At 42.4% G+C, this 12,902-nt stretch carries 11 protein-coding genes; 7 read left to right on the top strand and 4 right to left on the bottom strand.

Annotated elements, in window-relative coordinates:
- Positions 1–2: 2 nt before the first annotated feature.
- The 3 genes from FPL27_RS10875 to FPL27_RS10865 are packed head-to-tail and all read left to right on the top strand — an operon-like array spanning position 3 to position 3,469.
- Positions 3–695, top strand: a complete 693-nt coding sequence (locus tag FPL27_RS10875; RefSeq protein ID WP_143961116.1) for a hypothetical protein — start codon at positions 3–5, stop codon at positions 693–695.
- 15 nt (positions 696–710) lie between these two features.
- The gene (locus FPL27_RS10870) at positions 711–2,087 is read left to right on the top strand and encodes a fibrobacter succinogenes major paralogous domain-containing protein (protein ID WP_143961115.1); all 1,377 of its coding nucleotides are present in this window, start codon (positions 711–713) and stop codon (positions 2,085–2,087) included.
- The gene (locus tag FPL27_RS10865) at positions 2,084–3,469 is read left to right on the top strand and encodes a fibrobacter succinogenes major paralogous domain-containing protein (protein WP_185974343.1); all 1,386 of its coding nucleotides are present in this window, start codon (positions 2,084–2,086) and stop codon (positions 3,467–3,469) included. Before FPL27_RS10870 ends, FPL27_RS10865 begins: the two co-directional genes overlap by 4 nt.
- Here the strand turns inward: FPL27_RS10865 and FPL27_RS10860 are convergent.
- Positions 3,466–4,386, bottom strand: coding sequence for a VOC family protein (locus tag FPL27_RS10860; RefSeq protein WP_143961113.1), 921 nt, complete (start codon positions 4,384–4,386; stop codon positions 3,466–3,468). The two genes, FPL27_RS10865 and FPL27_RS10860, sit on opposite strands and share 4 nt — an antisense overlap.
- Positions 4,387–4,439: 53 nt before the next feature.
- Between FPL27_RS10860 and FPL27_RS10855 the strand changes: the two genes are divergently transcribed.
- The 3 genes from FPL27_RS10855 (at position 4,440) to FPL27_RS10845 (ending at position 8,539) form a co-directional block, all read left to right on the top strand.
- Positions 4,440–5,060: a class I SAM-dependent methyltransferase gene (locus FPL27_RS10855; protein WP_185974342.1), complete on the top strand. Its 621-nt coding sequence runs from the start codon at positions 4,440–4,442 to the stop codon at positions 5,058–5,060.
- Positions 5,061–5,138: 78 nt separating this feature from the next.
- Positions 5,139–6,287, top strand: a complete 1,149-nt coding sequence (locus FPL27_RS10850; RefSeq protein ID WP_317129438.1) for a methionine aminotransferase — start codon at positions 5,139–5,141, stop codon at positions 6,285–6,287.
- Positions 6,288–6,439: 152 nt separating this feature from the next.
- A complete protein-coding gene (locus tag FPL27_RS10845) occupies positions 6,440–8,539 on the top strand; it encodes a glycoside hydrolase family 97 protein (RefSeq protein WP_143961110.1) in 2,100 nt (699 codons plus the stop codon).
- A 168-nt stretch (positions 8,540–8,707) separates the two neighbouring features.
- Here the strand turns inward: FPL27_RS10845 and FPL27_RS10840 are convergent, their stop codons facing one another.
- The 3 genes from FPL27_RS10840 to FPL27_RS10830 all read right to left on the bottom strand — a co-directional run bounded on the left by FPL27_RS10840 (position 8,708) and on the right by FPL27_RS10830 (position 10,444).
- Entirely contained in the window at positions 8,708–9,121 is a 414-nt protein-coding gene (locus tag FPL27_RS10840) for a (deoxy)nucleoside triphosphate pyrophosphohydrolase (protein ID WP_143961109.1), read from the bottom strand.
- 23 nt (positions 9,122–9,144) lie between these two features.
- Entirely contained in the window at positions 9,145–9,615 is a 471-nt protein-coding gene (locus FPL27_RS10835) for a hypothetical protein (protein ID WP_143961108.1), read from the bottom strand.
- A 313-nt stretch (positions 9,616–9,928) separates the two neighbouring features.
- The gene (locus FPL27_RS10830) at positions 9,929–10,444 is read right to left on the bottom strand and encodes a GNAT family N-acetyltransferase (RefSeq protein ID WP_143961107.1); all 516 of its coding nucleotides are present in this window, start codon (positions 10,442–10,444) and stop codon (positions 9,929–9,931) included.
- A gap of 192 nt (positions 10,445–10,636) precedes the next feature.
- Here FPL27_RS10830 and FPL27_RS10825 point away from each other — a divergent pair, with 192 nt between their 5' ends.
- Positions 10,637–12,883, top strand: a complete 2,247-nt coding sequence (locus FPL27_RS10825; RefSeq protein ID WP_143961106.1) for an FUSC family protein — start codon at positions 10,637–10,639, stop codon at positions 12,881–12,883.
- The last annotated feature ends 19 nt before the right edge of the window (positions 12,884–12,902 follow it).

Below are 12,902 nucleotides of genomic sequence, written 5' to 3'. Positions count from 1 at the left end.
TTATGAAAAAATACACATTAGGCTTATTGGTTTTGCTGGGCTGCTCCGAGGTGGAGACACCCGCTCCCGTGGCTAGGGAGGTAAACTTCAGCGGGATTGAGGTTCAGGATTTCCAACTGGGGGGGCCAAACTCCCGGGTGAAGGCGGAAGATTGGAAACATATCTTCGAGCGCTATGCCGAGCTGGAGATCACCAACGTGGCATCGGGACAGACATACACCCTGCCCTTTGACCCGAATGATTTCCAGCATCCCTACAACATCAACCTTCCGGAAGGGGAATATACCGCTACAACCGCCCAGGCTGGCGAAGGCATCATCCCCAATTTGCCATTTACTGCCGAGGAAAGCTTTACTGTAGGGGAAGAGCGGGTTAACCTGACATTGAATGCTGAAACCAGTTATGGGCTGGTGACCGTGCAAAATGAGTTTCTGGAGAGTGCAGCTCTTGTCGTAGAAGGTGAGCGATACGAACTCGTGCGTACTTTGGACAGGGAGAACTATTTCTTTTATGTACCAGGTGGAACTACAGCAGAACTGCAGATTATCGACCACTTTGACCAGGATACGGTGAGGAGGGACCTTACTATTGGCACGAGGGAGCATTATCACTTCTTCTTATTCATACCTGAAAATGGAAGGGTTGATGGAATAGAATTGAGAATGATGAGTGAGAAAATGAGAAATGATGAATAATTTATCTGTATTGGGATGAAAAGAATTTTTTACTCAGTGGCTATCATGTTTTTTCTCTTTTCCTGCCAAGGATTGGAGGAGGAAAAGCATTTGCCGCAAGCCGAGGTGAGCTTTTCCACCCTTTCCCTTCAGCAGTTTAACACTCACTCCGAGCAGGCCAGAACGCAGGCCTCAGCCTGGGAGCATGTCTTTGCCGAGGAGGTGGAGATGCTGATCACCAACAATGAAAGCGGGGAGGCATTTACCCTGGTTTTTGACCCCAATGACTTTTTTCTGCCCAGAACCATCATGCTGCCTTACGGGGAATACACCTATGTGGTAGAGTCGGCGGGGGAAGAGGAGGAGTTTTCCAGCTATCTGCCCTTTATCGCATCAGGTTCTTTCCAGGTCAGTTCTCCCAATATCAACATCAGCCTCAATGCAGAAACGACATTTGGGTTGGTTACGGTCAAGAATAAGTATGTGGAATCAGCCACATTGTCCAACAGGGACATGAGGCTCACCGATGATGAGACATTTTATTATATCTATCTACTTAATAGACATGAAAGCTGGCTAAGGGTCAGGGACATTAATGACATGTCAACCGAGTGGGAGATTACCCTTGACCCCTATATGCATTTACATTATTTTTTAAGACCGGAGGGTGGTAACATAGAATTCCGTGAACTCAATATGGGCGAATTTGAATACATTCCGGAGGGAATAGCTTTGGATGACATCACCAACATTGTATATGATAACGATGGCAACAGGTACAGGACTGTTAGGATAGGCAACCAAACCTGGATGGCTGAAAACCTCAGGTCTACTACCTTTTGCAACGGTGAAGAAATTCCATTTTTAGAGGGAACGGAAGCATGGATAGAACTGGAAGAACCCGTATGGACCTATTATGACAATGATGAAAGTTACAACCACCCTTATGGCAAATTATACAACGGCTTTACAGCCATAGATGAGCGTAACCCATGCCCTTGCGGGTGGAAGGTGCCATCTCAGGAGGATCTGTTAGAATTGATTGAGGGTAGAGTTTATAATGAATTTAAAGCCACCGGTTTTGATTATTGGGTAGCGCCAAATCATAGGGCCAATAATTCCACCGGTTTTTCTATGGTGGGTTCGGGAATATTTGTTCCGCTCATGACTCACTTTCGCGGTGAGGAGTTTTTTTATATAGGTCAATATGGGCATTATGGTACGGGATTCAATTTTTTACGCCGCACCGCAAATATTTGGAGTACAACGAGAGAAATGTCAACTTCTTGGGGCTATGAAGTACTATATATACTATATATGGGTGCTTATGGGGAGATGAATGTTGCCATGCACGATGGCCCCCTTCGGGAAGGACTTTCCATCAGATGTTTAAAAGTGGAGGAAGCGGGATGAAAAAGTTAAGCTATATTTTATTCGCATTCCTAATAGGATGCCAAGTCATGGAGGAGGAAAAGCCCATTGGGACGGTTTCCCTCACAGGGCTGGAGGTGATGTCTTTTTCCCATCCAGAAATAAATGCCCGCCAAAATGCCCGCTCTGGATGGCAGCACATTTTTCCCGAAAGGATAACGCTTTCCTTTCAGCAAATGGAATCTGGAGAGGAAACATACGTTGACTTGGATCCCAACAATTTTGAACAGCCGTATTTGGTACAACTTGTCCAGGGCCAATATTCCTTTTCAGCAAAGGTGGAAGGGGGCTTGATGGAGGATTATTTGCCATTTGAAATTAACGGAACCTTTGTAGTGGAAAATGGCTCCCAAAAGCTGCTTCTAGAAGGTTTTACAAATTATGCTCTGATTACCGTCGATGCGGAAACAGCGGAAGAGGTTCGCCTAATAGCGTCTGGAGAAGAAAAACTTTTGCCATTAGCCCCTCAACCTACTGTATTTTATCAATACCTGAAAGAAAATGAGGATTATACTTTGGAGGTAAGAGATAAAAACTCTGAAGATCAGTATACCGAAACTCTCTCGGTAGTGGAAAGGACCCACTATCATTTTACCCTTGAGTATGCCGTGCCTGGTAATGCCAATGTGGTGGAATTGTTGATGCGGGAATTTGATTTTGATTATTACTTCGGAACTGTCGAGGTTCCTTTCAATTCAATCATTAGAGACATTGAGGGAAATGTTTACAAGGTGGTTAAAATCGGGAACCAAACTTGGATGGCTGAAAATCTAAGAACAAGTAAGTATTGCAATGGTGATGATATAAAGATGCAGGAAGAAAAACTCAGATTTTCCTGGGAGGACCATTTAGAGCCCGCCTATTTTCATATCAATTATGACCTAAGTATGGATGTTCCATATGGAAAGCTCTATAACAATTTAGTCGTCTTGGATGAACGTAATATTTGCCCTTGTGATTGGGAAGTTCCAACTGTTGGGGATTGGGAAATATTAAGAGATTATCTGGGTGGCCCAGAAGCAGCAAGTAACAAAATGAGAAACCCTAACCCAATTTTTTGGGCACCTCCAATGAATGAAAATGCTACAAATGAAAGTGGTTTTAATGCGCTGGGAACAGGTTTTTTTATCCAAGAATTTGGGGATGATCTTTATTATGGTAATTTCTTTAACATTCAAGAAGGCGCTACATGGTGGACTTCGGATATGGCAGAACCTACACCAGTGAATTCTAACCCTTTAAATTTTGTGGCGATAGGAAATGCACATACTCCCTTCTACTTTAGGGATTTCTTCCGAATTGCAAATTCTAGGTCCAGGGAAGTTTATGCCTATAAATCCATCCGCTGCATCAAGAAAAACTAACCGTTTTCAAACGCCTCTTCCAGTTCTGACATCACGAGCCTTTTCATCTTGAACATGCAGGCGGAAAGGCGCTCTTTGGCTTCCTGCTCGTTGCTTTTGAACAGTTCCATCATTCTGCGGGGGATTACCTGCCAGGAGACGCCAAATTTGTCCTTTAGCCAACCGCAGGGTTGCTCTTCACCGTCTTGGGACAAGCTATTCCAATAATGGTCCACCTCCGCTTGATCCTCGCACAGAATCACGAAGGAAATTCCCTCCGTAAAAGAATAGTCCTGGGGAACCCCACTGTCCATGGCCATTATTTGTTTCCCTAATAGACTGAACTGTGCATGCATCACATTTCCAGCGTTTCCATCTTGGTCTTCAGCAGGATATTGAAGTATCCCGATAACGTCTGAATCTGGAAAAATGGATGTATAATACTCGATGGCTGGTGCTGCCTGTCCAGGTTGGGTATGGGGAAACAAAAACGTGGGAACTATCTTTTGATGCTTCACATCCTCCATGTTGCCAAGGGAAAGTTGCCAGGAAACACCGAACCGATCCTGAACCCACCCATATTTTTGACTCCAGTCATATTTATCCAATGGCATGAGTATGTTTCCATTAGTAGCCAGAGTTTTCCAAACTCCATCTAACTGCTCCTCGTCCTCATAAGTAACATAAAATGAAATGGAAGGATTTGGGGAAAATACATCCCCACCGTTTAATGCCGTGAAGTGGGAGTCGTAAATTTGAAATTCCACAGAAAGCACACTGCCTTCCTCCTGACCATGGTGTTCTTTGCCGGCTTTCCCGTAACGGGTTATATGATTAACTTTACCATCTTGGAAAGTTTCGATGTAAAAGTTAGCGGCTTCTTCAGCATTGCCATCAAACCAGAAGCAATTGCTCAATTTTGATTGGTGGATATCCATAAGTAGTTGTGGTTAAGGCTTATAAATTTACGAAAATTAGCATTAAAAGGCAGGTGAAAAAATCAGCAAATTATGATAATGTAGCTTTTTTTTATGACGAGCTTGCGGAGCTGGTTTTCCTAGGTGCCATAAGAAAATCCCAAAGGAGTGTCCTTAGCCATATAACTGACCATTCTCATATTCTGATAGTAGGAGGGGGAACCGGCTGGATCCTTAAGGATATTGCCGATCTTCATTTGAAGCATCTTAAAGTAACTTTTGTGGATCATTCAGAATTGATGATTAAGAAGGCTAAAAATCAGCCCTTCTGGGGGTTAGAAGTCGAATTCATACATCAATCAGTTCAGGCTTTGACTTTCAGTAAAACCTATGATGTGGCCCTAACCCCCTTTTTCTTTGACAACCTTTCATCTATAGAAACACATAAAGCATTTTCTAAAATCAATGAATTTTTAAAGCCCCAAGGCATATGGCTTCATGTGGACTTTGAAAATACACGGATTTGGCACCGTGTATTTCTGGGACTTATGTATAAATGCTTTAACCTTTTGTGTAATGTCCAAACATCCAATTTGCCGCCTGTAGTTAGCCATTTTGCGGATGGGGGCTTTGAAGAAATAGCCCACAAAGCCTTTTATCAAGGTTTCATTTCTGCCAAAGTTTATAAGAAATAATACACCTGTTTTCCTTTATCCTTTTTACATTCAGTTTGATGTTAGTATTTTAGTTTTTTGCACTTAAATATCCCTGATTTGAAATCCAAACTACCGAACATTGGGCAGACCATTTTTACGGTCATGAGTCAGTTAGCCCAAAACGAGAATGCCATCAACCTTTCCCAAGGCTTTCCTGGATTTGATTGTGACCCTGAATTGCAGGAGCTTGTCACTTATTATATGCGAAAAGGGTATAACCAATATGCTCCTATGTCGGGAATGCCACTGCTTAGAGAGGCCATTGCGGAGAAAACCAGGAAAACCCTAACAATCGAAATTGATGCTGAGGCTGAAATAACTGTAACTTCCGGTGCCACCGAAGCGCTATTTGCTGCTATTACTGCCGTTGTGCGTAGTGGAGATGAGGTCATCCTTTTCGAGCCTGCCTATGATAGTTACCAGCCTGCGATTGAACTTAGTGGAGGTATACCCGTTTTTATTCCCCTTACCATGCCTGACTTCTCGGTGGATTGGGATTTGGTGAAGAGCAAGGTGAATGATAAAACTCGACTGATTATAGTCAATACGCCTCACAACCCCAGCGGATATGTATGGACATCAAATGATCTGGACCAACTAGCTGGTATTGTTGCCCATAAGCCAATCTATTTGATAAGTGACGAAGTCTATGAGCATATTGTTTTTGATGAAAAGCAACATTTAAGCTTATTGACCCACCCCCAGCTGAGAGAAAAAAGCTTTGTCTGCAGTTCTTTTGGTAAAACCTTTCACATCACCGGTTGGAAGGTGGGATATTGCATAGCACCCCAATCGCTTTCCGCAGAATTTAGAAAAGTGCATCAATACCTCACATTCAGTACATCCACCCCAATGCAATTGGCTATAGCTGAGTATTTAGAGACCAAAGATCGCTATCTAGAACTCTCAGCATTTTATCAAAATAAAAGGGATCTATTTTGTGAGGGCTTGAAACAGACCGGATTTAAGTTTACAGCAGCTCAAGGCAGTTTTTTCCAAATGGTGGAGTTTGGTCATTTAACAGATTTGAGTGATTATGAACTTGCGGTAAAGCTTACGCGGGAGGCTAAAGTCGCCAGTATTCCCATCTCGGTCTTTTATCAAAACCAAACCGATCCAAAGATGCTACGCTTCTGCTTTGCCAAATCCGACCAAGAGCTAGAAAGAGCGTTAAACCAATTGATTTCCTATAAGTTAAAGGGTTAAGCTTGATTTAAATTCAAATCGCTTAAACATTGGTCAGGAATCAAGTTTGAGCGTCTATTGCGGTTAATTAAAACTCATCTAAGTATTTCCTCAATGGTGATGGATTATTCATTATAGGTTATATTTGCCTAATATCAAACCTATTTAGATTTATGAAGAAGCCTATTTACTTTACCATTTTTCTGTGCTTATTAGGAACTTTGGTCCAGGCACAAACCCTTGAATCACCCAGTGGTGACTTTGTTTTAAATGTTGAATTGAAAGAAGGACGACCCTTTTATCAACTTGAGTTTAAAGGACAAGAGGTTATCCAACCAAGTGGCTTAGGCTTGGAGCTGAAGGACCAGCCATCCATGATGAAGGGTTTTGAAGTATTGGAAACCGAGACAAACAGCCATGATGACAGCTGGGAGCCACTTTGGGGAGAATACAAAGAAATCCAGAACAAGTATAACGAACTGCTGCTGACTCTGGGTCAACTGGGGGGAGAGGGCAGAAAGCTTCACATCCGCTTTCGTCTATTTGATGATGGCCTTGGTTTCCGCTATGAATTTCCAAAGCAGGAAAATCTCAATTATTTCATCATCACGGAAGAGCATACCGAATTTCATTTAGCCGGAGACCACAAGGCTTTCTGGATTCCAGGTGATTATGATACCAACGAGTATTTCTACACCACTTCCAAGGTTTCTGAAGTGGATGACAAAATGGAGGAGGCCACGCATACCGTCCATGCTCAGCACCCAATTGAAACCTTAGCGGTTCAGACCACCTTAATGCTGAAAAGCGATGATGGTCTTTACATCAACATCCACGAAGCTGCTTTGATCAATTATCCCGCCATGCAGCTAAACTTGGACCCAAGTAATTACAAGCTGAGTTCACATTTGGTGCCTGATGCTGTGGGAAATAAGGGTTACTTACAAACTGACGCTACCACTCCATGGAGAACGATAATCGTCAGCGACAAATCAACAGACATCTTAGCATCCACCTTGATTTTGAACCTTAACGAGCCAACTGCCTATGAGGACGTCTCTTGGATCAAACCGATGAAATATATCGGAATGTGGTGGGAGCTTTTTGTGCCACAGGGAAAAACATGGGCATACAGCGATGCAACCAACATCAAGCTGGATGATGATTTTACATCACTTGAGCCAAGTGGCAGGCATGGAGCGACTAACGAAAATGTAAAAAAATACCTTGATTTTGCTTCTGAGCATGGTTTTGAGGCAGTTCTGGTTGAAGGTTGGAACATTGGCTGGGAAGACTGGTTTGGCGAGTGGAAGGAAGATGTTTTTGATTTTGTAACCCCATATCCTGATTTTGATGTGGAGGGATTGCAGGAATACGCGGAATCTAAAGGTGTGCGCCTGATGATGCACCATGAGACTTCCGGTTCAGCAACCAATTACGAGAGAAGATTGGATAGGGCCTTCCAGTTTATGCAGGACCATGGTTACAATTCAGTGAAAACAGGTTATGTGGGCAAAATCATCCCTAGGGGTGAGCACCATGACGGACAGTGGATGGTCAACCATTATATCCACGTTGCTAGACGCGCTGCTGATTTTGGAATCATGATCAATAGCCATGAGGCGGTAAGGCCAACAGGTCTACATAGAACTTTTCCTAACTGGCTGGCCCAGGAATCAGCACGTGGAACTGAATTTGAAGCTATGGGGGGACTGACGCCTGAGCATACTACCATTTTGCCATTTACAAGAATGATGGGAGGTCCAATGGATTATACTCCAGGTATCTTCCAAACGGATCTTTCTTATTATGATGAAAACAACGATGGTAGGGTAAATACTACCTTGGTCAAGCAATTGGCGTATTATGTGACTATTTATTCCCCACTGCAAATGGCTGCCGATCTGCCAGATAATTATGAGAGGTTTATGGACGCTTTCCAGTTTATCAAAGATGTGGCCGTGGATTGGGACAACACATACTTCCTAGAGGCCGAGCCTGGCGATTACATAACCATTGCCCGAAAGGCTAAAGGCAAAGATGAATGGTTTGTAGGCAGCGTGACTGATGAAAATGAAAGGGAAGCAACCGTGAACTTTGATTTCTTACCTGAAGGAAGAACTTTCACTGCTACTATCTATGCAGATGGAGATGACGCAAGCTATGATGAAAACCCACAAAGCTATACAATCACTGAAATGGAAGTAACTTCTGAGACTACCTTGACGCAAAGAATCGCGCGTGGAGGGGGATTGGCGATTAGTGTCAAATAGGAAATAATGAAATGAGGAAATAGAAAGGCTTCGGTTGATAAAACCGAAGCCTTTTTAAGTTCTAAAGAGTAAAACCCCTACTAATAAAAGTATGGTCAAATTTCAAGATTAAACGCTTGGGTCTCCCGTCTTTCAAGATATCCTACATCCATCATCGGGCATCCCACATCAAAATCTCCTCGCTTCAATCAAATTTTGCGAAGTCATTGTAAGTACCTCCTCCACAATTGGAATGTCAGCATCTGCCCAATCCATATCTTCAAGTTCCTCAGGCATCAGCCATTTGAAATCTATGTGTTCCTGCAGCTGTATGGCGCCTGAAAGGTGGGTTGCTAGGTAAGGGATAAGCTCAATGGGATTCCGCTCATAGTTAAATTGAACGGGAGTCAGCCTTTTGTCAAGCTTTACTCGCACCTCAAGCTCTTCTTGGATTTCGCGGAGAAGGCAATGCTCTTCGGATTCTCCTTGCTCGATTTTTCCCCCAGGAAACTCCCATTTTAAAGGATTACTCTGAGTGGCATTCCTTTGCACGGCCAATATCAGTCCGTTTTTGATGATAACGGCACAAGTGACTTTAATCATAGAAAAATAGTTACTGTAAATTTTTATTTCCGTGTGTAAGCTTTATAATTTTCCTTGGATTCAAAATAAAGAACGCCATCATTGGGATGGGTCGGGTCAAGTACGATGAATGCGTTTGATTTGTCCACCTGTACACCAGAATGGGGATCCTCAGCCATATGTACTGTAGGGTCATTTTGAAGGGTGTTCACGCACATCTCGCAGCAGCCGTAATAGGTCTTTTTATTAAACTCTACGGGAAATTGTTTCTCCTTCATATATGCATTGTTGACCATGCATACTTCGTCTTTTTTTAGACTAACAATGCCTTCTGATTTTTCCGGGAGGGTTTCCACGCGGTTACCGACAGAGACGGGCAGGCCCGTATAATTGGTGAAGATGACTTCGGGCTCAGGGGAGCTTGCCATTACAATGACATCGCGCTTTCTTTCAGTCGAACAGGCAGCCATTATCAATACAGATAAGGAGGCTGCCAATATGGAACCTGTTTTCATGCTGATTCAATTACGTTGGGCCGTAGAAATAACTGGGGTTATCCTACAATTAATAAGGGATTACCCTTCTATAACGGATTTGCCGCTGTGTCATTGTCAATACCCAAAGGGTGACTGGGCTTTCAATTTCACAAACGGCAGTTAAATGCTTTTTAAGATCTTTTTAGAGACTTGCAAAGGTGAAAATTTAATTAATTATTTTTCACAAAAGGTCAAATGCCTCTTTTTTCCTGTACAAATCAGCCCCAAAAGTAAAAATTGTTTGTCAATAGCACAAACATTAAAAGTGACATTCGAAAAAATAAGCGCTTATTTACCAAGGAAGGCCATTTAAGTTGATTTCTTTACTGCAAGGAATAGGACGCTTTGACATCAGCATAGTGTTGCTTGACCAATGAATAGGACCAACTTGAGGCTGTTCTACGATGAGGTCCCCGGAAAACTTATGCCATCCCAATTTTTTATAAAAGCCTACGAGCTCGTCCCCACATAAAAGGAGACCAAAATCAGCCTTCAACGTATTAAATATAAAATCTCGGGTATGTTTCAAGGTGCGGGATGCATAACCTTGTCCTTGAAAATCCGGATGGGTAATCACATTGTTGATTCCTGCCACTGAAAAGGGGGTCCCATCAAAATCCACGGACCTTACTACCAAGTTATAATACATGACAATCTTACCATCATGCCTGTTGATTATAGACCAATCAGGAGTCGACCACGTGGTGTTTTCCACGATTTCAACCCCCTCAAAGGCTTTTTGAGCCATTTGATCCAGGTCCAATCGGGTCCTTTCCTCTAACTCCACGTATTTTTTAATCTCAATCATGCGCCGAAGGTAGGTAAAATAGTTGTAGGATTGGAATATTTATTATCTATTCGCAATTTAAAGTTAAAAATTGGAGAAAAACTATTATTTAACTTATAATAATAATGTGTAAAGATCAGATTTAGAGGAGGTTGAAACAGCGTATTATTAGTTAGTCTGTTTCATAAAATTTTATTTCTTAAATTGAGACCGATGTTTTACCCAGCAAAGAGATTTTTCAGTCAGTTTATTAAAGATTCAGATTTTTTAAAAGCCCTCTTGACCACTTTTGGGATGGTACTTCCTTTGGTGGTAGGGATCAGCTTGGGGGTGTTGCCCTACACCTTGAGCATGGCCATTGGAGTTTTGCTGTCAGCAGGTAGTGATGTGCCCGGCAGTAAAAAACATAAAAACTTCGGGATTCTAATCGCCTCATCCACAGTAATGATGGTAAATATCCTGATTAGTGGTGCTATGGTTTCCCAATGGCTTCTGATTCCAGTGATGATTATATTGACTTTTTTAGTCTCCTATATCTCTGTGTATGGGTTCAGGGCCTCGCTAATTTCCTTTGCCGGACTGATGACTATTGTTTTCAGCTTTGCTCACCCGCATTACGGTTTAGACATCCTGTATCATGGGGGCATGTTTGCATTAGGTGGGTTATGGTACCTTTTGCTTTCCAATATTTTCCACCCGCTCTTAGAAAAAAGGCAAACTACCAATTTACTAGCAGCCTGCCTTAAGGATACCGGGAGATTGGTGAGGCTTAAAGGAAAACTATTGCTGACTGGGGAAATGGGAGAGCCATTGGAAAAGGAAATGTTTGATCTACAGGTCAAAATCAATGAAGAGCATGAATCTTTAAGGGCAGTCTTACTTAGTGAGCGTCAGAAATCAGGGACTTCAAATTACAAGAGAAAACAACTACTAATTCTCATAGAACTGATTGATCTGTTGGAACTCACAGTGGCAAGCCCGGTAAACCACCAAAAAATCAAGGAAATCTTTACAACCCATTCCGAAAAGCTTGCTCCATTTCAAAAAATTATCCTCCAACTTTCTCAAAGGCTTTCCACAGCTGGCTCTTTTATGCAAAAGGAGGGGGAGATACTTTCCCAACCTGATTGGGAACAAATGGTCGGAAACTGTAAAAGTTCAATAGATGAGTATGTGAACCAAGTGGGCTTACCACAAGCCCGGGAGGGCGCTTTGCTGATGCATAATTTGCTGGATTATATTGGTAAGCTAATCCAAAAGAGTCAATCAATGGAAAGAGTGATATTGGATTTTGGGTCAGATAAACAAGGTTTGGACCCTCAAAGTCATCACAAATTTCTCACTCAGCAGGATTATGATATACGCATACTGAGGGAAAATCTAAATTTTGATTCACCCATCTTTCGCCATTCAGCTAGACTTACTGTTGCAATGCTGATTGGATATGCAGTAGGTATGATCTTTCCGGTGCAAAATGCCTATTGGATCATTCTTACCGTGGTGGTGATAATGCGTCCTGGCTATACACTGACGAAAGAACGCTCAAAGCAACGGCTTTACGGTACTCTGATAGGTGCAGTTTTAGCCGGTATCTTCGTGCTTTTTATTGGAAATGTCTATCTGTTTGCAGCCTTATCCATAATATCCCTAGTATTGGCTTTGAGTTTTATGCAAAAAAACTACAAAACCTCCTCTATCTTTATCACTACCGGGATAGTCTTTCTGTATGTTTTGATAGAGCCCAATGCCTTTGAGGTCATAGGCCACCGCATCGTAGACACTATTACCGGTGCTGCAATTTCTATGTTTTCCATCCTTTTTATTTGGCCAGCATGGGAGTCCAGTCATATTAGAACAGGAATACTCAAAGCTCTTAAAGCCAATGAACATTACCTGCATCAGATTAAAAGTTTATGTGAAGGAAAACAAGATTTGACACCTTATAGGCTATCCCGGAAAGAAGCCTTCCTGGCGATGGGACACCTTAACGCTGCTTTTCAGAGGATGAGTCAGGAGCCCAAGACCAGACAGTTGGATGGTATCCTCGTGTATAAGATTGTAGGGCTTAATCACACCTTGCTTGCTGCTGCTGCCGCTTTGGGTACCTACATCAAAGATAACCGTGGAAATCTGACGTCGATTTCTTTTTTGGATGCTATCAGCAGTATACAGCAAAATTTAATAGAATCTATAGCTATTTTGAATAATGAGGAAGGCTCCCACGTGCCGGAACGGAGTCACTCTATACCGGATGCCTTGCAGGAGCTGGAAAATAAATATTCGGACCTTTCACAAACCCGAGATCAACAACTCCAAACTGACCAAAGGAGGCCTATCGCCCCTGAAATGCTCAGAGAACTTCAGTCCACAAGAATGATTGCAGACCAACTTAACTGGATGAATAACATCTCCCAAAGCCTGAAAAGTACAATTAAAAATACCGTAGAAAGAGATATATAAAACCTGTCAACTCACGTTT

The sequence above is a fragment of the Litoribacter populi genome, assembly GCF_007483685.1.
Classification (GTDB): domain Bacteria; phylum Bacteroidota; class Bacteroidia; order Cytophagales; family Cyclobacteriaceae; genus Litoribacter; species Litoribacter populi.
This window is presented reverse-complemented; position numbering and strand designations above follow the sequence as displayed.

Coding starts and splice junctions, on each gene's coding strand:
- FPL27_RS10845 (WP_143961110.1), top strand. CDS start 6,440: ATGAAGAAGCCTATTTACTTTACCATTTTTCTGTGCTTATTAGGAACT.
- FPL27_RS10870 (WP_143961115.1), top strand. CDS start 711: ATGAAAAGAATTTTTTACTCAGTGGCTATCATGTTTTTTCTCTTTTCC.
- FPL27_RS10830 (WP_143961107.1), bottom strand. CDS start 10,444: ATGATTGAGATTAAAAAATACGTGGAGTTAGAGGAAAGGACCCGATTG.
- FPL27_RS10865 (WP_185974343.1), top strand. CDS start 2,084: ATGAAAAAGTTAAGCTATATTTTATTCGCATTCCTAATAGGATGCCAA.
- FPL27_RS10875 (WP_143961116.1), top strand. CDS start 3: ATGAAAAAATACACATTAGGCTTATTGGTTTTGCTGGGCTGCTCCGAG.
- FPL27_RS10840 (WP_143961109.1), bottom strand. CDS start 9,121: ATGATTAAAGTCACTTGTGCCGTTATCATCAAAAACGGACTGATATTG.
- FPL27_RS10825 (WP_143961106.1), top strand. CDS start 10,637: ATGTTTTACCCAGCAAAGAGATTTTTCAGTCAGTTTATTAAAGATTCA.
- FPL27_RS10860 (WP_143961113.1), bottom strand. CDS start 4,386: ATGGATATCCACCAATCAAAATTGAGCAATTGCTTCTGGTTTGATGGC.
- FPL27_RS10835 (WP_143961108.1), bottom strand. CDS start 9,615: ATGAAAACAGGTTCCATATTGGCAGCCTCCTTATCTGTATTGATAATG.